22 protein-coding genes and 1 pseudogene are annotated in these 22,774 nt (G+C 71.6%); 14 read left to right on the top strand and 9 right to left on the bottom strand.

Features of this window, described 5'->3' with window-relative positions:
- The first annotated feature begins 375 nt into the window (after positions 1-375).
- The 5 genes from AC07BF_RS28140 (at position 376) to tpx (ending at position 4,523) form a co-directional block, all read left to right on the top strand.
- Positions 376-765: a type VII secretion target gene (locus AC07BF_RS28140; RefSeq protein ID WP_478334086.1), complete on the top strand. Its 390-nt coding sequence runs from the start codon at positions 376-378 to the stop codon at positions 763-765.
- Positions 765-2,531 (top strand): alpha/beta hydrolase, encoded by a 1,767-nt coding sequence (locus tag AC07BF_RS28135; RefSeq protein WP_478334085.1) that lies wholly within the window; start codon positions 765-767, stop codon positions 2,529-2,531. The genes AC07BF_RS28140 and AC07BF_RS28135 overlap by 1 nt, the downstream gene beginning before the upstream one ends.
- Complete coding sequence (locus tag AC07BF_RS28130) at positions 2,528-3,169, top strand: hypothetical protein (protein WP_478334084.1); 642 nt, start codon at positions 2,528-2,530, stop codon at positions 3,167-3,169. Before AC07BF_RS28135 ends, AC07BF_RS28130 begins: the two co-directional genes overlap by 4 nt.
- 117 nt (positions 3,170-3,286) lie before the next feature.
- On the top strand, positions 3,287-3,769 hold the full coding sequence (locus AC07BF_RS28125; protein ID WP_363589039.1) for a hypothetical protein: 483 nt from the start codon (positions 3,287-3,289) through the stop codon (positions 3,767-3,769).
- 253 nt (positions 3,770-4,022) lie between these two features.
- Entirely contained in the window at positions 4,023-4,523 is a 501-nt protein-coding gene (gene tpx / locus AC07BF_RS28120; protein ID WP_063350790.1) for a thiol peroxidase, read from the top strand.
- 243 nt (positions 4,524-4,766) lie between these two features.
- Here tpx and AC07BF_RS28115 read toward each other — a convergent pair whose 3' ends face one another.
- Genes AC07BF_RS28115 through AC07BF_RS28105 form a run of 3 tightly spaced genes read right to left on the bottom strand, consistent with a single transcriptional unit; the run spans position 4,767 to position 6,780 of the window.
- Entirely contained in the window at positions 4,767-5,522 is a 756-nt protein-coding gene (locus tag AC07BF_RS28115) for an SDR family NAD(P)-dependent oxidoreductase (RefSeq protein ID WP_363589037.1), read from the bottom strand.
- Positions 5,519-6,502, bottom strand: a complete 984-nt coding sequence (locus AC07BF_RS28110) for a 3-oxoacyl-ACP synthase III family protein (protein ID WP_363589035.1) — start codon at positions 6,500-6,502, stop codon at positions 5,519-5,521. Before AC07BF_RS28110 ends, AC07BF_RS28115 begins: the two co-directional genes overlap by 4 nt.
- Before the next feature lie 17 nt (positions 6,503-6,519).
- The gene (locus AC07BF_RS28105) at positions 6,520-6,780 is read right to left on the bottom strand and encodes a hypothetical protein (RefSeq protein WP_063350787.1); all 261 of its coding nucleotides are present in this window, start codon (positions 6,778-6,780) and stop codon (positions 6,520-6,522) included.
- Between the two features lie 933 nt (positions 6,781-7,713).
- Between AC07BF_RS28105 and AC07BF_RS28100 the strand changes: the two genes are divergently transcribed.
- The 6 genes from AC07BF_RS28100 to AC07BF_RS28075 all read left to right on the top strand — a co-directional run bounded on the left by AC07BF_RS28100 (position 7,714) and on the right by AC07BF_RS28075 (position 14,585).
- Positions 7,714-8,601, top strand: coding sequence for a class I SAM-dependent methyltransferase (locus AC07BF_RS28100; protein WP_363589033.1), 888 nt, complete (start codon positions 7,714-7,716; stop codon positions 8,599-8,601).
- Between the two features lie 17 nt (positions 8,602-8,618).
- Complete coding sequence (locus AC07BF_RS28095; RefSeq protein ID WP_363632279.1) at positions 8,619-10,178, top strand: flavin-containing monooxygenase; 1,560 nt, start codon at positions 8,619-8,621, stop codon at positions 10,176-10,178.
- 295 nt (positions 10,179-10,473) lie between these two features.
- A complete protein-coding gene (locus AC07BF_RS28090; protein ID WP_478334083.1) occupies positions 10,474-11,961 on the top strand; it encodes an FAD-binding protein in 1,488 nt (495 codons plus the stop codon).
- 424 nt (positions 11,962-12,385) lie between these two features.
- Positions 12,386-13,042 carry an SRPBCC family protein gene (locus AC07BF_RS28085; protein WP_478334095.1) on the top strand — a complete coding sequence of 219 codons (657 nt, stop codon included), beginning with the start codon at positions 12,386-12,388 and terminating at the stop codon, positions 13,040-13,042.
- A complete protein-coding gene (locus AC07BF_RS28080) occupies positions 13,039-13,926 on the top strand; it encodes an alpha/beta fold hydrolase (RefSeq protein WP_363633649.1) in 888 nt (295 codons plus the stop codon). The genes AC07BF_RS28085 and AC07BF_RS28080 overlap by 4 nt, the downstream gene beginning before the upstream one ends.
- Complete coding sequence (locus AC07BF_RS28075) at positions 13,923-14,585, top strand: 4'-phosphopantetheinyl transferase family protein (RefSeq protein WP_478334082.1); 663 nt, start codon at positions 13,923-13,925, stop codon at positions 14,583-14,585. Before AC07BF_RS28080 ends, AC07BF_RS28075 begins: the two co-directional genes overlap by 4 nt.
- A 183-nt stretch (positions 14,586-14,768) precedes the next feature.
- Here the strand turns inward: AC07BF_RS28075 and AC07BF_RS28070 are convergent, their stop codons facing one another.
- On the bottom strand, positions 14,769-15,608 hold the full coding sequence (locus AC07BF_RS28070; RefSeq protein ID WP_363589602.1) for an SAM-dependent methyltransferase: 840 nt from the start codon (positions 15,606-15,608) through the stop codon (positions 14,769-14,771).
- A gap of 131 nt (positions 15,609-15,739) precedes the next feature.
- Positions 15,740-16,414: a helix-turn-helix domain-containing protein gene (locus AC07BF_RS28065; RefSeq protein WP_400807876.1), complete on the bottom strand. Its 675-nt coding sequence runs from the start codon at positions 16,412-16,414 to the stop codon at positions 15,740-15,742.
- A 182-nt stretch (positions 16,415-16,596) separates the two neighbouring features.
- Between AC07BF_RS28065 and AC07BF_RS28060 the strand changes: the two genes are divergently transcribed.
- The 3 genes from AC07BF_RS28060 (at position 16,597) to AC07BF_RS28050 (ending at position 20,254) form a co-directional block, all read left to right on the top strand.
- Positions 16,597-17,787, top strand: coding sequence for a cytochrome P450 (locus AC07BF_RS28060; protein WP_363589600.1), 1,191 nt, complete (start codon positions 16,597-16,599; stop codon positions 17,785-17,787).
- Positions 17,788-18,088: 301 nt separating this feature from the next.
- Complete coding sequence (locus tag AC07BF_RS28055) at positions 18,089-18,790, top strand: hypothetical protein (RefSeq protein ID WP_363633643.1); 702 nt, start codon at positions 18,089-18,091, stop codon at positions 18,788-18,790.
- Positions 18,791-18,892: 102 nt separating this feature from the next.
- Complete coding sequence (locus AC07BF_RS28050; protein ID WP_478334081.1) at positions 18,893-20,254, top strand: M64 family metallopeptidase; 1,362 nt, start codon at positions 18,893-18,895, stop codon at positions 20,252-20,254.
- Between the two features lie 161 nt (positions 20,255-20,415).
- On the opposite strand, the gene AC07BF_RS28045 is transcribed toward AC07BF_RS28050, so the two are convergent.
- The 4 genes and pseudogenes from AC07BF_RS28045 to AC07BF_RS28030 form a co-directional block, all read right to left on the bottom strand.
- The gene (locus AC07BF_RS28045; RefSeq protein ID WP_478334080.1) at positions 20,416-20,775 is read right to left on the bottom strand and encodes a hypothetical protein; all 360 of its coding nucleotides are present in this window, start codon (positions 20,773-20,775) and stop codon (positions 20,416-20,418) included.
- 318 nt (positions 20,776-21,093) lie between these two features.
- Positions 21,094-21,702: an anthrone oxygenase family protein gene (locus AC07BF_RS28040; RefSeq protein ID WP_363589724.1), complete on the bottom strand. Its 609-nt coding sequence runs from the start codon at positions 21,700-21,702 to the stop codon at positions 21,094-21,096.
- A 211-nt stretch (positions 21,703-21,913) separates the two neighbouring features.
- Positions 21,914-22,573: a hemerythrin domain-containing protein gene (locus tag AC07BF_RS28035; protein ID WP_400807885.1), complete on the bottom strand. Its 660-nt coding sequence runs from the start codon at positions 22,571-22,573 to the stop codon at positions 21,914-21,916.
- A gap of 84 nt (positions 22,574-22,657) precedes the next feature.
- Positions 22,658-22,774 (bottom strand): annotated as a pseudogene (locus AC07BF_RS28030) (NmrA family transcriptional regulator); the annotation flags it as partial.

Genomic DNA, 22,774 nt, shown 5'->3' with positions numbered 1-22,774 from the left:
CCGCGACGCCCCCGACCGGCCGGGCCGCGAACCCGTCCCCACCGCCGCCGGGCCACCGCGGCCGCAGACCGCGCCCCCGCCGCCGCCCGGCCACCGTGCCCCGGGCCCAGGTGACGGGGCGCCACCCCCGGGACACGGGCACCGAAAGCCTCCCCCGGGCCGTCACCGGGCAGGCTCCGGACCGTCACCGGGCAGGCGCCGGACCGCCACCGGGTCGCGGCCGGGTCGGCGCCGGTGGGCTGATCTGCTATTTTCGCCATGCTTCGACGCGAACCGTACAAGCGTGCGGTTTCGCATGCCCGCACGGGACCCCGGCCGCGAGCCCGGCCCCGAGGCGGGCACGGCAGTAGGTCGACCAGCGGGGGGACGGGATCCATGAACGCGTACGCGGGCTCCGACGGGCCTGGCCTGTACGGGCCGTACGGGCCGCCGGCGGGCGGGTCCCTGTTCGGGGTGAACCCGGCGGACCTGGACGCGGCGGCGAAGGTCGCCAAGGACACCGGTGAGGCGATGCCGGGCGAGCTCAAGCACATCCACGAGCCCTCCGACACGGCGGTCGCGGCGCTGTCGGGCTGGCGCACCGGGGCGTCGCTGCACGCCTGCACGGCGGCGTGGGAGGAGTGCCTGAACAAGCTGGCCTCGGAGGTGGACGGGGTGAGCCTGAAACTGGGCCAGACCGCCGGCAACTACCGCGGCACCGACACGGGCAACGCCGGCGCCCTCAAGCCGCCCGGCGCCGGACCCTACGCGCCGGCGGTGAACTGATGGTCACCCTCGCCCAGCTGCGCGACGCGGACCTGTCCTCCCTGGCCGGCGCCGCCGGCGCCTACGACACCCTGGCCGGCGCGTTCGGCAAGCACGTCCAGGCGATGAACACCGAGGTCACCAAGCACGTCTTCAACAGCCAGTGGGTCGGCACCGCGGCCGGCGCCGCCAACGCCTCCCTGCAGCGCACCAGCGGGCGCCTGGACGCCGCGCACACCGAGATGTCCGCGGTCTCGGGACTGCTGCGCGAGGCCTCGGAGAGCTTCCAGCTGGCGCAGTCCAAGCTGAAGGAGGCCCTCCAGGAGGCGCAGGGCGCGGGGCTGACGGTCGCCGAGGACGGCACGGTCAGCTGGCCGGCGCCCTCGCAGGCCGAACGCCACGACCCCGGCTACGACACGCCGCAGCGGGCCAGGGCCCTGGCGGATCGCATCTCCCACGCCGTCACCGAGGCCGACGGCGCCGACCAGAAGATCGCCAAGCTGCTGGACGACCTGACCGTGCGGGCCCGCACCGGCACCGGACTGGACCTGACGCAGGCCGGCGCCGACCGCAAGGCCGTCGACGAGCTGGGCACCGGCCTGATGGCCGCCGGCTGGCCGCCCGCCGGCGCCGCCCCCACCGAGGTCAACTCCTGGTGGAAGGGCCTGACCCCGGACGAGCAGCAGCGCCTGCTCCAGGCCCACCCCGACCTGCTGGGCCTGCGCGACGGCATCCCCGCCACCGCCCGCGACCAGGCCAACCGCTTCAACCTGGCGCACCTGATCGACACCTACGAGCACAAGCCGAACCCGTCGGACGACGACAAGCAGAAACTGGACGGCTTCCGCGCGATCCGGGACAAGCTGAACGTGCAGAACGGCAAGCAGCCGCCCGCGTTCCTGCTGGGCGTCGGCGAACAGGGCCAGGGCCGCGGCATCCTGTCCTTCGGCGACCCCGACACCGCGAAGAACGTCAGCGCCTACGTGCCGGGACTGGGCACCACACTGTCCGCCGTCGGCGGCAAGGACGCCGACCGGGCCCTGAACGTGTGGACCGCCGCGCACAACGCCGACCCCACCAGCGCGACCGCCTCCATGGTCTGGCTCGGCTACGACCCGCCGCCCGGACTGGAGAAACTCGCCGACGGCGACACCCGGCCCCTGGACGTGATGGACACCGACCGCGCCGCCAAGGGCGGCGCCGCCTACGACACGTTCATGGCCGGACTGCGCGCCACCCACGAGGGCACCCCCGCGCACCTGGTCGCCCTCGCCCACAGCTACGGCTCCACCACCGTGGGCCTGGGCGCACAGCGCCCCGGCGGCACCGGCGCCGACGACATCATCCTGGTCGGCTCCCCCGGCACCGGCGCCGCCAACGCCTCCCAGCTGCACATCGACCCCCACCACGTGTGGGTCGGCGACGCCGAGAACGACCCGGTCAGCCACCTGCCCTCCAAGGGCCGCGTCTCCAACGACCTCGGCGGCGTCCTGGGCGGCGCCTCCGCCGGCCCGCTCGGCATGCTCGGCGGCGGCTACATCGCCGACAAGGTGTACGACTGGTTCGGCCCCGACAACCAGCTCTGGTTCGGCCAGGACCCCGCCGGCGAGGAGTTCGGCGCCAACCGGTTCAAAGTCGCCGACGGAGCGGAGAACTCCTTCCAGTCCCACTCCGACTACATGACCGACCCCGGCGAGAAGGACTCCAAGACCCTGGAATCGGTCAACAACATCGGCCAGATCGTGGCCGGCCGGTACGACAACGTGAAAACCCAGGGCCAGCGATGAACCAGACCCCCCACCAGACCCCCCGGCCCGTCCCCCGGCCGGCGCCCCTGGCCGCGGCCTGCGCCGCCCTCGCCCTCGCCCTGACCGCCGGCGGCTGCGCCGCCACCGGCGGCGGGGGCGGGGGCGGGGGCGGGGACACCAGCGCGACACCCGGCCCGCTCATGCAGCCCGCACAGGCCCTGCACCGGCTCGACGACCTGCTCCAGGAGGCGACCTCCGGCATCCAGCCCGCACTGCGCTACCGGGACGCCTGGCCCGACTGGCGCGAGCAGTACGCCAAGGGCCTGGACGAGCACTCCCTGGGCTACGCCCGGGCCTCACGCCGGCGCAACATCACGACCAAGGTCGCCCCCGCCAAGTACGGCGCCCTGCTCGACGCGGTACGCGGCACCTGGCAGACCAAGGGCTACCGCCTCACCACCGGCCCCGACAGCGTGGCCGCCACCACCCCCGACGGCGCAAGCCTCGGCATCACCATCCACCCCTACGCCGGCAACATCGACATCAGCGCGGCGGTGGGACCCATCCCGCTCCCCCACGGCGCCGACCCCTTCGGCACCCCCACCCCCGAACCGACCCTGCCCGGCGGCAGCCCCGACATCCTCCCCGCCTACGACGACCCCTACTGGTCCACCTGACCCGCCCCCGCCCGCCACACCCTCCCCGGACCCGCCGCCCCCTCGCCAGGACCCGTCCCTCCCCAGGACCCGCCCCGCCCCCGCCGCGTGACCCCGCACCAGCCGAAGGCCCCCGCCATGACCCCCGAACAGGCCGTCCACACCCTCGACGCGCTCCTCGACGAGGCGATGTCCGCCATCCGCCCCCCGCTGCGCCACCGGGACGGCTGGCCGCGCTCCACCGAGCAGACCACCGGCGGCCTCCAGGACCGCTCCCTGGGCTACGCCACCGCCACCCGCGAACGGCACGTCACCACCCGGGTCGCCCCCGCCAAGTACGGGGCGCTGCTGGGCGTCACCGAACGCGGCTGGCAGGACCGCGGCTACCGGATCACCGCCGTCAACCCCCGCCAGCCCGCCATGTTCGCCACCACACCCGCCGGATACGGCGTCGCCGTGCTGTTCGGCGCCGCCGGGAACATCACCTTCCAGGCCACCGTCGGCCCCATCCCCGTCATCCGCGACCGCGACCCCTTCGGCACCTACGTGCCCGAACCGACCCTGCCCGACGGCACCCTGGACGTCCTGCCCCGCCACGACGACCCGTTCTGGTCCGCCTGAACGCCAGACCCGTTGGCGGGCACACCCGCAGACCCGCCGGCGAGCGGCACCGGCAGGCTCACCGCCAGCCCCGCCGGCAGACGCACCGGTGAGCGCACCGGCAGACCCACCGGCAGACGCACCGGCAGGCACGGTGGCGGCACCCCCACGCCCTCCCGCGTCCGAGGGATGGCCGCCCGGCGTCCGGGACCGGGCGCGCGCAGTAGGATCGGCGGCGTTGTCACCACATTCCACCGCTGGTAGGAGGCTTTTCATGGCTCAGGTCACGCTGAAGGGGAACCCGGTCCAGGTCGGCGGCGCGCTGCCCCAGGCCGGCAGCCAGGCCCCGGCGTTCACGCTGGTCGGCGAGGGACTCGCCGACACCTCGCTGCAGGACTTCGCCGGCAAGCGCAAGGTCCTCAACATCTTCCCCAGCATCGACACCCCCACCTGCGCCACCTCGGTGCGCACCTTCAACGCCAAGGCCGGCTCGCTGGCCAACACCGTGGTGCTGTGCATCTCCGCCGACCTGCCGTTCGCGCAGGCCCGCTTCTGCGGCGCCGAGGGCCTGGACAGCGTCCGGACCCTGTCCACCCTGCGCGGACGCGACTTCCACGAGAACTACGGCGTGGCCCTGGCCGACGGCCCGCTGGCGGGGCTGACCGCCCGCGCCGTCGTCGTCCTGGACGAGAACGACACCGTCCTGCACACCGAACTGGTCGCGGAGATCGCCGACGAGCCGAACTACGAGGCCGCGCTCGCCGTCCTCGCCTAGAACCGATGCCGGTGACTTTGCGGTCTTCCACGGCCCTCTGGCCGAAGCACTGCCGCAGGTCAGCGGCTCACGATCGTTGCTAAGTCACCGGCATCGCGCCTAGAACCCCCCGCGGCACACCCGCCCCGGCCCCGGGCCGGCCCGCGCACACCGCCCGCGCACGCCGCCCGGCCCGCCCCCCAGGTCTTCACCAAGGGGGGCGGGCCGGGAAGGGGGCCGGGCGGGCCGGGAACCGGGGGCGGGTCAGGTGATGGAGGCTCCCGAGTCGATGCTGATGACCTGTCCGGTCATGCAGTCCTGGTCGAGGAAGAGCCCGATGGAACGGGCGACCTCCTGCGGGGTCACGAACCGCGGCACCGGCACCTTCTCCCGCATCCCGGCGACCACGTGCTCGGGCAGGGTGTCCGTCATCCCCGTGATCATGAACCCGGGCGACAGCGCGTTCACCGTCACCCCCCGGCGCCCGCACTCCGCCGCCAGCGTGCGGGTCAGCCCGATCAGCCCCGCCTTGGACGCCGCGTAGGCGGTCTGCCCGGCGGTGGCGATCAGCGCGGACGGGGAGACGATGTTGACCACCCTGCCCCAGCGGGCCCGCAGCATCGCCGGCACGCACACCCGCGCGGTGTGGAAGGAACCGACCAGGTTCGTGTCGATCACCTGCCGCCACTGCGCCGGATCCTGCATGGCCATCAGCGCGTCCCTGCGCACCGCCCCGTTGTTGACGAGCACGTCCACCGGGCCCAGCGCCTCGGTGATCCGCTCGTACATCGCGGTGACCTGCGCGTAGTCCGCGACGTCCCCGGTGACCAGGACATGGTCGCCGGCCAGCTTGCCCGCCACCTCCTCGGCGGCCTGGCGGGCACTGTTGTAGTGCACCGCGACCCGGCACCCGGCCGCGTCCAGCGCCAGCGCCAGCTCCCGGCCCAGCCCCCCCGAAGCGCCGGTCACCAGCGCCACCGGGGACGCGGGCCGCTGCCCGAAAGCACCCTTGCCGCTCACCGCGCCCCTCCCCACGTCAACAGGACCGAACCCCACGTCATCCCGGCACCGAACCCGGCCAGCAGCACCGTGTCCCCGTCCTGGATGCGCCCGGCGTCCAACGCCTCCGCCAGCGCGATCGGGATCGACGCCGAAGCGGTGTTGCCGTACCGGTCCAGATTCGCCACCAGACGGTCCGCGGGAATCCCGGTATGGGCGAGCACCGAGTTGATGATCCGGATGTTCGCCTGGTGCGGCACCACATGGTCCACGTCCGCCGGCGTCAGCTTCGCCTGCTCCAGCGTCTCGCGGATCGTACGCACCGTGTAGCGCACCGCGTTCAGGTAGATCTCGTTGCCGTTGATCTGCGCGTAGTGCAGACCGCGGCGCACCGTCTCCTCGGTCGTGGGCATCCGCGAACCCCCCGCCAGGACCTTCAGACTGTCCTTGCACGAGCCGTCCGCGCCCAGGTTCCACGCCAGGACCCGCTCCACCGGGCCGGGCTGCAGGACCACCGCACCGGCCCCGTCACCCACCAGGATCGACAGGTCCCGGTCCGCCGGGTTCGCGGTCAGCGTGTGGGTGTCCGAACCGATCACCAGGATCGGCCGCGGATCCATGCGCAGCAGACCCACCGCCGTCACCAGCGCGTACACGAACCCCGCGCACTCGGAGTTCACGTCGTGCGCGCTGCCCGCGATGCCCAGCTCGTCGTGGACGAACGCCGACGTCGCCGGCGAGGGCTGCTCCGGCGTCGCCGTCGCCACGATCAGGTGCGCGATGTCCGCACCCGACAGCCCCGCCCGCTCCAGCGCCCGGCGCCCGGCCTGAACCGCCATCGACGCGGTGCTCTGCCCCGCCCCGACCGCCCGCCGCTCCCGGATCCCGCACCTGGAGACGATCCAGTGCTCGTCCACACCGAAACGCTCCGCCAGCTCCACGCTGGTCACCACGCGCTCGGGGACCGAGATCCCCCACCCGGTGATGTCGAAGCCGCTCATCGAGCAGTGCCCCGCGCTCAGACGCCGGCCTGGCCCACGAGCGCCAGGATCCGCTCGTGCACCACCCGCAGCGTCGTCGTGTCGTCGATGTCCGCGAACAGCGACTCGTCCGCCGGAATGTGCGGGTACTGGTTCTGGAACCCGTACAGCCACTCCATCAGATCCAGCGAGTCCACGTCCGCGATGTGCTGCAGCGCCGCGTCCGCGTCGATCTCCTGCGCTCCGGAGACCGCCTGCAACTGCGCGGCCAGGTCCTCGATGGTGGGGATGTCGGACATGAGTGATCGTTCCTTCCTGGACGCCCCGGAACGGGCGCCAACACGTGATGAGGCAGAACAGACCCGGAGAACACACCCCCGGGGGGTGACGGACACCGCCACCGCGCACCCCGCCGCCCACAGGCCACGGGACGCACCGCGACGGAACCCGAAAACCCCTCCGGGGAAACCCGGGAAGGCCGTGGGGGCCGCGTGTCTTGTCGAAACCGCATGAAACCCACCCCCACGCAAACGCCCCGCAACCCCGGCCCCCCACCCACGCTTGCGCACCGCTTGCGAGACACGCGCTTACCTGACCCGAGACACCGCACCCACACGCACGACACCCACCACCCCCCCACCGCGCCGCACCGGGAGGGAACGACCCGCACCACCCCCCACCGCGACGCACCACGGCCCGGACACCGCACCGCACCGCGACGCACCACGGCCCGGACACCGCACCGCACCGCGACGCACCGCGACGCGGACACCGCACCGCACAACGCCGCACCGCACAACGCCGCACCGCCGGCGACCGTGCCGGGACCCACCGCACCAGGAACGCACGCACCGGGGACGCACCACACCGCACCGCGACGCACCGCGGCGTGGACACCGCACCGCCGGCGACCATGCCGGGACCCACCGCACCAGGGCCCTACCGCGCCGGGGACGCACGCACCGGGGACGCACCACACCGGGCAAGCACCGCGTCAGGGCGGCCCGGCCACCACACGGACGCCCGCCAACCGCCCTCACCGGCACGAACACCCGCACCGCACGGGACCGACCACCGCCACCGACACGGCCGTCCACCCGGACAACGGCGCCCCCGGCCCCACCGCCCGGCCGAGCCCGGCCGGGCACCACCCGGCACCACCCGGCCCGGCCGAACACGGCCGAGCCCAGTCCAGTCCACCCGATCCGCCATCAGAACAGGGGCACACCCGCATGACCACCGCCGAGACCCGCTCCATCAACCCCGACGTCGACGCGATCCGCCACCACTACGAGGTCGGCAACGACCTCTACCGGCTCATCCTCGGCCCCACCATGATGTACTCCGGCGGCTACTGGGAGGACGGCGAGGACCTCGTCGCCACCCTCGACGAGGCCCAGGAACGCAAGCTCGACGTCTTCACCGACCTCGCCCAGGCCGCCGGCAAGGCCAAGGTCCTGGACATCGGCTGCGGCTGGGGCACCATGCTCAACCGCCTCACCACCGTCCACGGCGTCCAGCAGGCCGTCGGCGTCACCCTCTCCCGCACCCAAGCCGACTTCGTCGCCGCCCTCGACAACCCCGCCATCCACGCCCGCGTCGAGAGCTGGGAGGACCACAAGGCCGAAGGCGAGCCCTACGACGCCGCGTTCTGCATCAACGCCCTCGAACACTTCGTACTCTCCTCCCTCACCCCCAAGGAGCGCACCCAGCGCTACCGCGTCTTCTTCAAGCAGGTCCACTCCCTCCTCAAGCCCGGCGCCCGCTTCGTCCTGCACACCATGACCGTCGAGAACCCCCCGCTGCGCCGCCAGCTCCTGGACGACCTCAAGTTCCTCCAGCGCGAGGAGTTCGAGGGCTGCCACATCCCGCGCCTGCCCGAACTCGCCGCCGGCCTCGACGGCCTCTTCGAGGTCACCGAGATCCGCAACGAACCCGAGTCCTTCGCCCGCGCCTGCCGCGCCTGGCTCCAGCTCCTGGCCGCCCGCCGCGACGAAGCCGTCGCCATGGCCGACGAGACCACCGTCCAGCGCTTCGAGCGCTACCTCGACATCTTCGCCTACACCCTCGAAGACCACATCTTCAACAACTTCCGCGTCACCCTCACCCGCCGCGCCTGAAAGGGGACACCCCGGCCATGACCACCACCGCCGAACACCCCGCCCCCTCCGGCGCCGACCAGCCCGAACCCGCCGGCGCCACCACCCATCCCGACACCACCGCCGTACGCCACCTCAAAGTCGCCATCATCGGCGCCGGCATCTCCGGCCTGGGCACCGCGATCCGCCTCCTGCAGACCGGCACCGACGACTTCCTCGTCTTCGAACGCGCCACCGACCTCGGCGGCACCTGGCGCGACAACACCTACCCCGGCTGCGCCTGCGACGTCCAGGCCCACCTCTACTCCTTCTCCTTCGCCCGCAACCCGGAGTGGAAGTCCACCTTCGCCACCCAGGCCGAAGTCCACGCCTACCTCAAGGACACCGCCCACCGCTTCGGCGTCGAACCCCACCTGCGCTACGGCCACGAACTCCTCGACGCCCACTGGGACACCGACCACCGCCACTGGCGCATCCACACCACCCACGGCCGCTACACCGCGCAGATCCTCATCACCGGCACCGGCTACCTCTCCGAACCCGCCGTCCCCGACCTGCCGGGCCTGGCCACCTTCACCGGCACCCTCTTCCACTCCGCCCGCTGGCGCCACGACCACGACCTCACCGGCCGCAACGTCGCCGTCATCGGCACCGGCGCCTCCGCCATCCAGTTCGTCCCCGCCATCCAGAACCAGGTCGCCCGCCTCGACCTCTACCAGCGCACCCCGCCCTGGGTCGCCCACAAACCCGACAAGCCCAACACCCCGCGCCACACCTGGATGCTGCGCCACCTACCCGGCTACCAGCGCTTCCGCCGCGCCTTCAACAAGAACGGCCGCGAGATCGTCGCGTTCTTCATGTCCCGCCCAGGCCGCACCACCGGCATGAAGAACATGGCCGCCGGCCACCTCAAGAAATCCGTCCCCGACCCCGGCCTGCGCCAGCGCCTCACCCCCGACTACACCGTCGGCTGCAAACGCCTCCTCTTCTCCAACACCTGGTACCCCGCCATCCAGCAACCCAACGTCGACATCGTCTCCGACACCATCACCGACATCGGCCCCACCCACATCACCACCGCCGACGGCACCACCCGCACCATCGACACCATCATCCTCGCCACCGGCTTCACCGCCACCGACCGCCCCGTCGCCCGCCGCATCCACGGCCGCGACGGAGCCACCCTGCGCGACACCTGGCACACCCACGGCATGAAAGCCCACCGCGGCACCACCATCCACGGCTTCCCCAACCTCTTCATGCTCCTGGGCCCCAACACCACCCTGGGCCACTCCTCCCAGACCGTCATGATCGAAGCCCAGATCGCCTACATCATCGACGCCCTCAAAACCATCGACACCCACGGCATCACCTCCGTCGAGGTCCGCCCCGAAGCCCAGAACACCTACAACCAGACCCTCACCGACCGCCTGAAGAACACCGTCTGGAACACCGGCGGCTGCCAGAGCTGGTACACCGACCAACACGGCAACAACCCCTCCATCTGGCCCACCTACACCTACCGCTTCCGCCGCCAGACCCGCCGCTTCGACCTCCTCAACTACCAACGCGCCACCGTCACCCACACCACCCCCTAACCCCCACCCCCCTGCCCGGCACACGGGCACACGGGCACACGGGCACACGGGCACAACCACACAGGCACACCCAACACGGCCGGGCGGCACCCGCCCACCCACGGACCCCGCCGCCCGGCCGGCCCACACCCCCGGAACACCCCACCGGAAACCAGAACCGGACACACAACCGACAACCGAACACCCACACAGCCCCCACCACCTCAGGGACCCACCCACCCGCCCTCACACACTAACCACCACCCGAACACCCGCCCCGCCCCACCACACCCACCCCTACCCGAACAGGACCCCCATGCCCAACCCCAACCTCACCAGGCGCACCCTCCTCACCACCACCGCCACCACCGCCCTCATCACCGCCTACAACACCACCACCCGCACCTGGGCCACCACCAACACCCCCACCACCCACGGCCACCTCTCCCCCGTCCCCACCCTCGACGGCACCCTCACCACCGACACCGCCACCCTCACCGAATTCAGCCACGACTTCGGCCGCCTCACCACCAACACCCCCCACGCCGTCCTCAAACCCGGCTCCGACCAAGACATCATCAAAATCATCAACTACGCCCGCTGCAACGGCCTCAAAGTCGCCATGAACGGCCGCAGCGGCACCGACAACGACCTCGAATCACACTCCAACTACGGCCAGGCCTCCCCCGCCGGCGGCATCAGCATCGACGCCCGCACCCTCAACCGCATCCACACCATCACCCCCACCAACGCCACCGTCGACGCCGGCGTCACCTGGGCCCAACTCACCGACGCCGCCCTCGACCAAGGCCTCACCCCACCCTGCCTCACCGACTACCTCCACCTCTCCATCGGCGGCACCATCAGCATCGGCGGCATCGGCAACACCGTCCAAAAACACGGCCTCCAAGCCGACACCGTCGAATCCATCGACATCATCACCGGCACCGGCCGCCTCCTCACCGCCACCCCCACCAAAAACCGCGACCTCTTCCACGCCGCCCTCGCCGGCGCCGGACAATTCGGCATCATCATCCGCGCCACCGTCAAACTCATCCCCGCCCCCCAACGCGCCCTCGTCTTCAACCTCTACTACAACAACCTCACCACCTACCTCACCGACCAACAAAACATCCTCAACGACGGCCGCTTCCACACCCAAATCGGCGAAATCATCCCCCGACCCGACACCACCCCCCAATACAAAATCGAAACCGCCACCTACTACAACGGCACCACACCCCCCAACCCCACCCCCCTCCTCACCGGACTCAACCCCGACCCCGGCCAAACCACCATCACCGACCAGACCTACCGCGAATACACCTACCGCGCCGACACCTGGACCCAAAACCTCAAAAACCTCGGCTACTGGAACCAACCCAAACCCTGGCTCAGCCTCTTCCTCCCCGCCACCCAAGCCGCCAACTTCATCACCTACGCCACCCCCCTCCTCACCCCCGAAACCCTCGGCCAAGGCCTCCTCCTCTTCTACCCCTTCCCCACCAACAAAATCACCCACCCCTACGCCATCACCCCCAACGAACCCACCACCTACCTCTTCGACCTCCTCACCTTCCCCCACCCCAACACCAACCCCACCACCCAACTCACCCACAACCGCACCCTCTACGACCACGCCACCACCCTCGGCGCCAAACGCTACCTCGTCGGCGCCATCCCCCACATGACCCCCACCGACTGGAAAAACCACTACGGCCCCCAATGGAACAACCTCACCAACACCAAACACAAATACGACCCCACCCACACCCTCACCCCCGGCCAAAACATCTTCCCCTAACAACACAAACACACAGACACACAGACACAGAAACACACACAGGAACACACACAGGAACAGACCCACAGAAACACAGACACAGGTAACGCACACAAACACAGACACAGACACAGGTAACGCACGCAGACACAGACACAGGCACAGGAATAGGCGCACAGGCCACGAGCCACCGGCCGCGGGCACACAAGCACAAGCACAAGCCACGAGCACCGAGCACCGAGCACAGGCCACGAGCACAAGCACTGGCACAGGCACACAGAAACACACCAACAAAAAAGCACAGACACAAAACACGGAAAAACCACAGGCACAGGCCAGAAACGCCAGACGGCAGACGGCAGACGGCAGACGGCAGACGGCAGACGGCAGACGGCAGACACGCAACGAAAACGACAAGCACAAATCACCAGACGACCAGACCGCAATCCGCAGTCCGCAGTCCGCAAGCGACGAACGACAGGCGGCACACAGAAAAAGAAATACAGACCCAAAGACCAATAAACCAGAACAGCAGAAAAGCAAGAACCCGGGAAATCAATCCATCAGAAACTCAGGACCCCAGGAAAGAACAGGAGGCCACACCATCCACACCTACGACCTCGTCAACGAAGCCGTCATCCACGCCCCCACCCACCAGGTCTGGAACCACCTCATCGCCGAACTCAACGGCACCACCACCTGGTGGACCCCCCACAACACCCACCAACCCGGCAACCCCACCCCCGAACACCCCGGCGGCACCACCCACATCACCGTCCACCCCAACGGCCACACCAAACCCGGACCCAAAATCCACTTCACCGCCACCACCACCCACATCACACCCCCACACACCCTCACCACCACCCACACCGGCCACTTCACCGGCACCACCACCTACACCCTCACCCCCACCCACAACAACCAACACACCAAACTCACCATCACCTTCACCACCACCCCCCACGGATGGCCCACCCTCCTCCCCAAACACACCATCCCCAACCAACACACCAAAGCCACCCACAACGCCCTCACCAACCTCAACCACCAACTCACACACAACACAAACACCACAGACGCAGGCAGGAGCACCTCGTGACCACCACCACTGACATCACCATCACCGACCTCACCACCACCACCCCCGACGGCGCCCGCCTCACCGTCGCCATCCACCACCCCGCCCACATCGACCCCCACGACACCACCCCCACCAGCACGCCCCTGATCGTCCTCGCCCATGGCTGGGGCGCCACCCACACCGTCTGGCACGCCACGGCCCGGCTGCTGGCCGCCCAGGGCCACACCGTCGTCGCCTACGACCAGCGCGGCCACGGCACCAGCACCCTTGGCGACAAGGCCCTCACCATCGAGCAACTCGGGCACGACCTCGCCACCGTCGCCGACGCCCTCGCCCCTCACCGTCCCGTCGTCATCGCCGGCCACTCAGGCGGCGGTTACGCCGCGCTCGCCTACGCCACCCAGCTCTACGCCGACGCCCCCCGCACCGCGCCCCAGCGCCTCGTCGGCCTCCTCCTCGCCGCCAGCGCCGCCGACGACCAGCAGACCCCTCCGGGCGAACTCCGCATCATGAAGACGAAGGCCTTCCAGCGCGCCCTCAAGAGCCCCCGGCTCGGCCGCCAGCTCCTCAAGAAGACCCTCCACCCCAACACCCCCGCTCACACCCAGGAGACCAACCGCCGTCTCTTCGCCAACACCAACCCCCACATCCGTCTCACCACCTTCGCCTCCACCAGCACCATGGACCACACCCCCCACCTCCGGAACATCACCACCCCCACCACGATCCTTCGTGGCACCCACGACACCTCTGTCGGCCAGACCCACATCCGCACCCTCCAAACCCACCTCCCCAACACCACCGTCGACACCCTCTCCGACGCCGGCCACATCCTCCCGCTCGAAGCCCCTCACCAAATCGCCCGCCAGATCCACCAGCTCACACTCACTTCGCAGCGGTGACCACCACCTCCCTCACCACCGAGCTGGGCAGGCTCCTGCCGCCAACTGTCCACTGCACCGAGGCCTTCGGGCCGCCGCCCCAGGGCGCGCTCCTTCCTGCGGAGCGCGCCCACATCGGTGGCCGATCGCCCCGCAGGCAGCGGCAGTTCACCGCCGCCCGTACGCTCGCCCGTCGCGCTCTCGCCCAGCTCGGCCACCCTCCGGTCCCGCTGCTCCCGGGGCCGGGCGGGGCCCCCGAGTGGCCGTCGGGGACCGTCGGGAGCATCACCCACTGCGACGGTTACACCGCTTGCGCTGCGGCGCACGCGGCCGATGTCATCTCGCTCGGCATCGACGCCGAGCCTGCTCTGCCGCTCCCCGAGGGGGTCCTCACCCTCACCGCTTCCGAGGACGAGCGTCACCGGATCGGCCGGCTACCTCACGGCCAAGTCCCTTGGGACCGACTGCTCTTCAGCGCCAAGGAGGCCACCTACAAGGCCTGCTACCCGCTCACCCGACGCTGGACCGGGCTGGCCGGCATCTCCGTGCGCCTCCACCCCGACCGCACCTTCACCGCCCACCACCCCCACCTGCCCGGCCGCTGCCACGGCCGCTGGACCAGCACCGATGCCGTCCTCCTCACCGCCCTCACCATCCCGCACGGGACCACGACCGGCTGAGCGCGCAGCACCGCGGCACCGCAGCACCGCAGCACCGAGGGGACAGTCGACGGATCGGTCAGAGGGACCACCCGACCGGCAAGGAGCCCGGCCCATGGCACTGGCCCATGGCACTGGCCCACACGCTCACGCTCATCGCCGACGCCGCCGTCTGCCCCGTCTGCCCCACCTGGGCCTTCGTCCTCAACGCGCAGGTCTGTCCAGGCCGTTGTCGCCGGTGCGCACCGCTTCGATGAAGCCGGTGGTGCTCGGGCCCGAGCCGGGCGGGAAGGGGCGGCCGTACGCGGCGGCGACCTCGTCGAGCAGGGTGAGCCGGGTGTTCCAGCCGTGGGCGTCGAGCCACTCGTGGGTGTGGGGGCCGAGGCCGCCCTGCCACAGGTCGGTGATGTGGGCGAGGGCCGGGTCCTGCGGGGTACTGGTCACGTCCCGGCCCTTTTCGAGCAGCAGTCGGCTGCCCGGGGCGGAGAGGGTGCCGACGGCGGTGAGCAGGCCGGCCGCCTGGTCGGCGGTGAGGTAGACCAGCAGTCCTTCGGCCAGCCAGACGGTGGGCCGCTCCGGGTCGAGGCCGGCTTCGACGAGGCGGCGCGGCCAGTCCGGGTCCAGCAGGTCGCCGGGCAGCGTGGTGCGTTCGCCGGCCGGGTCGGCGCCGAGTTCGTCCAGGACCTGCTGCTTGAAGGTCAGGACGGGCGCGAGGTCGAGTTCGAAGAGGCGGGTGCCGGCCGGCCAGTCGAGCCGGTAGGCGCGGGCGTCCAGGCCTGCCGCGAGCAGGACGACCTGGTCCGCGCCGGCGGCGAGCAGGCGGTCGTCGTAGAAGCGGGTGCGCAGGATGCCGTGGACCACCAGGCCTTTGGCGAGGCCGCTCGCCGGTCCCGAGGTGGGCATCGGCATGCCGGAGGCGGTGACGAAGGCGGCGGCGTAGGGGTCGGTGAAGAGCGGTTCGGGGCGGGAGCTCTCGTAGGCGCGCACCAGCGCGACGGACAGGGCGGTACGGGAGACCGGGCTCAGCGGGTCGGTGGTCGTCATGCCCGGGAATCTACCCCGGCGCCGAGTCGGCCGGGCCGGCACTCCCCCTCGCCGGACCAGGCCGGGCCGGACGGGCACCTGGCCTGCGGGGACAGCGAGTTGACGCAACGCCACGAGGTCGCGCCACGAGGTCACGTCAGGAGGTGACGCCAGCGGTCGGCGGACTCCATCATGTCCCGGATGACGCGTTCCAGGAACGTCCCGCCCCTGGCCAGCCGCTGCCCCACGGGGCTGTCGGGCCCGAACTCCGCCGCGGCCGTCATCGCGATCCGCGCCGTCCCGAGCGTCTCCCGCGAGCCGATCATGATCGAGTGGTACCAGGCCTCGTCGTCGACCACGTAGATGTCGCGACGCCGCTGCGGATCGCGTTCGCGCCGGACGTACCCGTGCTGGACCAGGTAGTTCACGGCCACGGAGACGGAGGCCGCACTGACGTTCAGCCTGCGGGTCAGCTCGGCCGCGGTGCGCCTGCCGTCCTCGGACAGCAGCAGGTCGATGTGCACGCGCGCCGTCATCCTCGGCAGCCCCGTCCTGACCGCCATCTCGATGATCTCCTCTCCCGTCGGGCTGTCCGAGGGCCCGTCCGCGGGCGGCGGCGCCGGGGTGCCGCGCCGCGCGCGCTGGACCGTCGCCCGGTGCGCCTGTTCGGGCCGGTAGCCGCTGGGGCCGCCATTGCGCCCGATCTCCCGGCTGATCGTCGACGTCGGCCGAGCGAGCCGCCTGGCGATCTCGGCGTAGGAGAGCCCGTCGGCGAGTCCGGCCGCGATGCGCTGGCGGTCCTGCTGGGTCAGTCGTCCTCCTGGCATGCCGCCAGTATTGCCTTCGCATTCATCCATTGCAATGCGGCATTGCATTCGACCTCAGCGTCATTGCATCAATTTACCGCTGTTCACCTGGGATAGCTGCTTCGACCAATTGCGACCATGCTGAATGCAACGTAGCTTTCGAAGAGTCCCGAAGACGCATTTCCGCGAGATGAGGAACGGTCATGGGTGAATCCGTCCACACCGTCACCACGCTGCCGACGGCGCGCCCGCCCGGCTGCCCCTTCGACCCGCCGGCCGAGCTGACCGACGCCCGACGGCACGGCCCCCTCAGCCGCTACACCCACCCCGGCGGGGCGGCCGGCTGGCTGATCACCGGGTACGAGCTGGTCAGGTCGGTCCTGGCCGACCCGCGGTTCAGCTCGCGCAAGGAGCTCATCAACGTGGGCGACTTCGAGATTCCTCCGGCTCCGCCCGGCGAGTTCCTCCTCATGGACGACCCGCAGCACGGGCGCTACCGGAAGCCGCTGGTGGGCAAGTTCACCGTGCGGCGGATGCGGCTGCTCGCCGAGCGCGTCGAGCAGATCACCGCCGAGTGCCTGGACGCCATGGAGGCGGCCGGGCCGTCGGCGGACCTGGTGACCGCGTTCGCCAAGCCCATCCCCGCCATCGTGATCTGCGAGCTGCTGGGGGTGCCGTACGAGGACCGCGGCTCCTTCCAGGAGCAGATCGACTCGTTCGTGAACGGGGAGACGAGCGACGAGGAGCTGATCGCGGCCTACACGGCGACCCAGCAGTACCTCGCGGAGCTGGTGGCCGCCAAGCGTGCGAACCCCACCGACGACGTGCTCAGCGACCTCATGGACAGCGACCTCACCGATGAGGAGCTGAGGGGCGTCAGCCTGATCCTGCTGGCGGCCGGGCTCGACACCACCGCGAACATGCTGGCGCTGGGCACCTTCGCGCTGCTGCAGAACCCGGCGCAGCTGGCCGACCTGCGCGCCGACCCGACGCTCACCGGCCGGGCCGTCGAGGAACTGCTGCGGTACCTGAGCGTCGCCAAGTCGTTCATGAGGACGGCGCTGGAGGACGTCGAGTTGGGAGGCCAGACCATCAAGGCCGGCACGACGGTCATCCTGTCGTACAACACCGCCAACCGTGACCCAGAGCGCTTCGCCGATCCCCACGTGCTCGACTTCCGGCGGCAGTACGCCGGGCATCTGGCCTTCGGCCACGGCGTCCACCAGTGCCTGGGGCAGCAGCTGGCCCGCGTCGAGCTGAGCGTCGCGATCACCGCGCTCGTCAAGCGCTTCCCCACGCTGCGCCTGGCCGTACCGGCGGAGGAGGTCGGCCTGCGGCCGGAGGCCGCGGACATCTACGGGGTGAAGAGCCTCCCGGTCACCTGGGACGCGTGACCGGGAACCGGCCCGGGAGAGGTCGGGGCCAGGGTCGGGGTCCGGGTCGGGATCGGGGGACCCGCCCGGGCGGAGGGGCCGAGGGGTTGTCCGCCCGTGCCCGGAACGACCGAAAACACGCGGTCACCGGCGTACCTCCCGCACCCCCGGCATGGCACAAGTCCGTTACAGCGGTGCCGGGTTCCTCCCGCCCCGCACGCGTCCCTGGCATCATCCAAGTCCGTGCCGCCCCCGGAGCGGCCCACGGCGTGCCGGGGCGTCGGCCCGCATGGCGACCGACGTCCAGACGAGGGGGAGTCCGATGACGCTGTTCGGCAAGCCGCCGGGCCCGCAGGACGCCCGGCCGCGCGGGCGGGCCACCGCGCTGACGCCGCGGGTCGTGGCGCAGGCCCTGCTCATGCTGCTCGGACTGTCCGCGGTCGGCCTCGGGTTCGCGCGGTTCGTCGGCGCGTACCACGAGGGGTGGGCGTACCGCGGCGCCCCGGTCTGCGGCGCTCCGGCGATCGGGCCCGGGGTGGACTGCACGCTGCGGGAGAGCGGGCGGGTGACGAAGAGGGCGGCGGAGCGGGACGGCGACTCGACCTCGTACACCCTGACCGTGGCCCGCGAGAAGGCTCCGACCGACACCTACGACGTCGGGGAGGCGTTCTACGACGACGTGCGGATCGACACGGTCGTGAACCTGACGGTCTGGAGGGGCCAGGTGGTCGAGGTCGACCACCAGGGGCACCGGGCGCGCAATCCGCACACCCTGTGGCTGGCCATCCTGAAGCTGGCGCTGCTGATCGGCGCGGGCACGGCCCTGATCACGGGCGGCCTGCTCGGGCCGAACGTGCGCTCCTGGTGGATCTCGGCCGGGATGTCCGTACCCGTGGCGGTCACCACGCTGGTGGGTGCCGCCATGCTCCTCCTGATGGACTGGCCGCTGCCCGTGACCGTGACCCTGGCCGTCCTGGCCTGGCTGCTCGCGGTCTCCGTCATCAGCGGGATGTCCGCGGAGTAGCGGCCCGGAGCGGATCCGGAATGCCCCTCACAGGTTGTCAGGTTCTCAACATGGGAAATAGGCTGCCACCTCCCGCTCACGCCACCACCGGGGAGGCCACCCATGCCCAGCAGTACCAGGAGCCGCAGGACCAGAACCGCCGCAACCCTCCTCACCGCCGCCCTGGCCGCGGCCCTCCTCGGCGGCGCCCCCGCGCTCGCCGCACCCGGAGCCCCGCCCGGACCCACGACGGGCGCCGTCCCCATAGCCGCTCCGGCGGACGGCCGGCACCCGGTCGAGGTGTTCGGCGAGGACGGCGGCATCTCCCGGGCCCTCGTCCCCGGCGGCTCCCCGTACACGGCCGGCTCCCGCGCCCAGGGCGTGGCCCCGCTCCAGGACGACGGCGACGTCACCGCGCTGGTGCGCAACGGCGATCCGGCCGCCAAGCTCGACGTGGTGGTCATCGGCGACGGCTACGCGACGCAGGAACAGGAGAAGTTCCGCAGCGACGCGGCCGAGAAGTGGCGCGAGATCACCGCCGTCGAGCCGTACGCCACCTACCGCAACCTGTTCAACGTCTGGGCGGTGTCGGCCGTTTCGCCCGAGTCGGGCGTCTCCGGGGATCCGGACCAGACGACCGTCCGGCACACCGCGCTGGGCTCGTACTTCTGGTGCGACGGGGTGGAGCGGCTGCTCTGCGTGGACGAGAAGGCGGTCGAGCGCTACGCGGCCAAGGCCCCGCAGGCGGACCTGGTGATCGTGGTGGCCAACAGCACCAAGTACGGCGGCGCGGGCTACAACGACGTGAAGTCCCCGCTCGGTTACGAGGGCATCGCCACCGTGGCGGGCGGCAACGCGAAGTCCGGGCAGATCGCGGTGCACGAGACCGGGCACTCGCTGGGCAAGCTCGCCGACGAGTACGCGTACGACGGCCAGGGCACCTACCAGGGCGCGGAGCCGGCCGAGGCCAACATCAGTACGCTGACCGCCGACCGGATGCGCGCCCAGGGCACCAAGTGGGCCCGCTGGCTCGGCCGGACGTCACCCGACGGCGGGACGGTCGGCGCGTACGAGGGCGGCGGCTACTACCCGACGGGGCTGTACCGGCCGACCGAGAACTCGATCATGCGCTCGCTCGGGCGGGAGTTCAACCTGCCCGGACGGGAGGCGATGATCGCCGGCTTCTACCGTCACGCGACCCCGCTGACGAGTCCCGTCTCCACCGACACCCGGCTCACCTCCGCCAGCCGCCTCACCGTCGACCTGCCCGTCCCGGGCACCCGGCTGCGCTGGTTCCTGGACGGACGCGAGCTGCCCGGACAGCGCGGGCGTACCGCGCCCGACCTCGCCGCCCTCCACCCGGGCGGACCCCGCTCCCGGCCGCACCTGCTCACGGCCGTCGCCACCGACCCCACCCCGGCGGTGGCCGACCCGGCGCTGCGCGAGCACCTGACCGGGAGCCTGTCCTGGCTGGTGACGCTCTGACGCGCGTCCACCACGGTGACGGCCCCGGGGGGGGGGGGGGGGGGGGGGGGGGGGGGGGGGGGGGGGGGGGCCGCCCCCCCCCCCCCCCCCCCCCCCCCCCCCCCCCCCCCCCCCCCCCCCCCCCCCCCCCCCCCCCCCCCCCCCCCCGGGGCCGGCCGTCCCTACCGCCCGTCCTCTCCCGGCCTGCGAGGGGGGTTGCGCCGCAGCGGGGCCAGTTCCCGGGCCAGCGTCCGCACGTCCACGGCTATCCGCGCCGCGAGTTCGCCCGGCCCCGCGTCGCCCGGCAGGCGCCGGGACCAGGAACGCGCCTTGGCCGGACCGTCCTGGACCATGTCGAAGTTCAGCCGCACCGCCCCCGCCACGTCGGCCAGGGTCACCAGGATCCGGGTGTCCACGAGGTCGATCGTGACCTCGTTCCCGATGCACGAACACGCCACCAGACCCTCGATGTCCTCCTCCGCCAGATATCTGGCCAGGGGAACCGCTCTCCCCCGGATCAGGTACGGACGTATCACCGCCACCACAGACCCCGCCCCCTCTCCAGCTCACCGGACACGCCGACCACCGTACGGCCCGGCAACGGCGCAAGCGCGCCGCAACGACCGGGCCCGCCCATGCTCCACCCATAGCCCCCGGATCGCCAAGTCCAGGACGTCCCAGGTGACTTGACCGACAGCACTGGCCCGGCGCACCGGCGCACGCCCCGGCGCACTCGGGCGCCCCGCCATCGAGCCCGGGGGCAGCAGGCCCGCCGCACCCGAAACGCACGAACGCCCGCCCGCACGAGGCGGACGGGCATCCCCGCGGCCGCGCAGCCCTGCGGCGCGCGGCCGGGCCGCTCAGCGGCCCAGGCGGCTGAACCGGCCATGCAGGACCAACGAGCGGCTCAGGGCCGCCAGGCCCGCCGTGCAGAGCAGTGTGCGGAGCATGTTGGCGGCCACCCAGGTGCCCTCGAACTTGGCGCGCACGCCGGCGAAGTCGTGGATCTGGGACGGGTCGCCGGCCGCCGCCAGCTCGTTGTTGAGCGGGATGTTGACGCCCATCGTGACCATCAGCGCCACCACGTACAGCACCGTCGCCCCGGCCGCCCACAGCGCCGCCTGGCGCCGGCCGGCCTTGTGCTGGAGCCAGGCCGCCACGCCGGTGGCGGCGAAGGCTCCGACGAAGACCAGGCCGAACATCCCGTTCTCGATCGACGAGTTGATGTGCTGCATCGCCGTCACGTACGTCCGGTCGTCCCCGGCCGCGAGGCCGGGCATCACCGACACGTCGAAGGCGAAGAACAGGCCCGCCATCAGGCCCATCGCGATGGTGGCGCCCGCCAGGACGGGCCCGGCGGCACGGCCCTGCCCGGCGGTTCCGCCGTACGGTGAACTCCCCGGCCGCACACCGCCGATGGCCGACGGGACCGCGTACGACACCGGTGCCGACCTCTGATCCGAACGCATCACAGGACCCCTTTTCACTCTCCCGGCCCCGCAGGACGCGGCGCCGGCGAACAGCGGAACGAACGACACCACCCACCGTGCGGTGCCACCCGCAACGGAACCGCGACAACCGGAACCCCGCTACGCGCGACGACACTTGCGGCACCGGAGAGTGCCGGGTGCCGGGAGGAGTGCCGGGAGGAGTCCAGGGGAGTTGGAAAGGGGCCCGCGGTCACAGAACCGGGTTCAGGGTGCGCCGGTACCGGCGCTCCAGCACCGTACGGCCGATCAGCCGCACCGGGCCCGGGATGGTGGCCGACACGGCCCGCACGGACGCCGCGTCCGCGCCGTCGAACATCCACGGCTGCAGGTACGTCATGACCTGCCCCGGCGCGCTCTGGATGATCCGCCGCTCCACCCGCAGGTACTCGTCCACCGGCAGGCCCGCGATCGCCGGGAACACCACCGGCTCCTCGTGCCCCAGGTGCTCGCGGATCAGGTTCTCGAACCCCGCCGCGGCCTCGGGCAGTTCGGCGATCCGGCGGGCGGAGAGCACGTCCGCGACCCGGCGCATCGTCCGGTCGAGCGCTTCGTGGTCCTGCTCCAGGATGCCGCCGCCGTCGAAGCCGGCCAGCCGCTCGCGCAGGAAGGGCCAGAGGATCTCGTCCTCGCTGTGGTGGTGCCAGTCGATGACGGCCCGCAGCCGGCCGAACCAGTCCGCCAGGGCCGCCGCGGGGCCCCAGCCGCCCGCGGACGAACCCCGGGCGGCGGCCGCGCTCAGCCGCGCGGCGTCCCGGCGCATCGCCACGTGCATCAGCCCGAAGCCCCGGATGTGCCCGGGCAGCGAGCCCACGCCCTGCTCACTCGACCAGACCTGCTTGCCGTCCGACATGGCCAAACCTCCACTGTTATGTCCGGATACACGACCGACGCCCGCCCGGTGGCGGCCTGTTCGGGCCGCCACCGGCGAGCCGGATCACACGTTCCACACGCCCGAAGCGGCGGCCTCGCGGGCGAAGTCGGCGAAGTCCCGCGGCTCACGCCCCAACGCCCGCCGCACCCCGTCCCCCAACGAAGCGTTACGACCGTCCAG

Source organism: Kitasatospora sp. NPDC043950, assembly GCF_056435345.1.
This window is presented reverse-complemented; position numbering and strand designations above follow the sequence as displayed.

Bases quoted from the DNA above. Each gene is read 5' to 3' on its own strand.
- AC07BF_RS28035 (WP_400807885.1), bottom strand. From the start codon at position 22,573: ATGTCGGACGGCAAGCAGGTCTGGTCGAGTGAGCAGGGCGTGGGCTCG.
- AC07BF_RS28095 (WP_363632279.1), top strand. From the start codon at position 8,619: ATGACCACCACCGCCGAACACCCCGCCCCCTCCGGCGCCGACCAGCCC.
- AC07BF_RS28050 (WP_478334081.1), top strand. From the start codon at position 18,893: ATGCCCAGCAGTACCAGGAGCCGCAGGACCAGAACCGCCGCAACCCTC.
- AC07BF_RS28130 (WP_478334084.1), top strand. From the start codon at position 2,528: ATGAACCAGACCCCCCACCAGACCCCCCGGCCCGTCCCCCGGCCGGCG.
- AC07BF_RS28055 (WP_363633643.1), top strand. From the start codon at position 18,089: ATGACGCTGTTCGGCAAGCCGCCGGGCCCGCAGGACGCCCGGCCGCGC.
- AC07BF_RS28040 (WP_363589724.1), bottom strand. From the start codon at position 21,702: ATGCGTTCGGATCAGAGGTCGGCACCGGTGTCGTACGCGGTCCCGTCG.
- AC07BF_RS28100 (WP_363589033.1), top strand. From the start codon at position 7,714: ATGACCACCGCCGAGACCCGCTCCATCAACCCCGACGTCGACGCGATC.
- AC07BF_RS28065 (WP_400807876.1), bottom strand. From the start codon at position 16,414: ATGCCAGGAGGACGACTGACCCAGCAGGACCGCCAGCGCATCGCGGCC.
- AC07BF_RS28105 (WP_063350787.1), bottom strand. From the start codon at position 6,780: ATGTCCGACATCCCCACCATCGAGGACCTGGCCGCGCAGTTGCAGGCG.
- AC07BF_RS28110 (WP_363589035.1), bottom strand. From the start codon at position 6,502: ATGAGCGGCTTCGACATCACCGGGTGGGGGATCTCGGTCCCCGAGCGC.
- AC07BF_RS28135 (WP_478334085.1), top strand. From the start codon at position 765: ATGGTCACCCTCGCCCAGCTGCGCGACGCGGACCTGTCCTCCCTGGCC.
- AC07BF_RS28125 (WP_363589039.1), top strand. From the start codon at position 3,287: ATGACCCCCGAACAGGCCGTCCACACCCTCGACGCGCTCCTCGACGAG.
- AC07BF_RS28140 (WP_478334086.1), top strand. From the start codon at position 376: ATGAACGCGTACGCGGGCTCCGACGGGCCTGGCCTGTACGGGCCGTAC.
- AC07BF_RS28090 (WP_478334083.1), top strand. From the start codon at position 10,474: ATGCCCAACCCCAACCTCACCAGGCGCACCCTCCTCACCACCACCGCC.
- tpx (WP_063350790.1), top strand. From the start codon at position 4,023: ATGGCTCAGGTCACGCTGAAGGGGAACCCGGTCCAGGTCGGCGGCGCG.
- AC07BF_RS28070 (WP_363589602.1), bottom strand. From the start codon at position 15,608: ATGACGACCACCGACCCGCTGAGCCCGGTCTCCCGTACCGCCCTGTCC.
- AC07BF_RS28060 (WP_363589600.1), top strand. From the start codon at position 16,597: ATGGGTGAATCCGTCCACACCGTCACCACGCTGCCGACGGCGCGCCCG.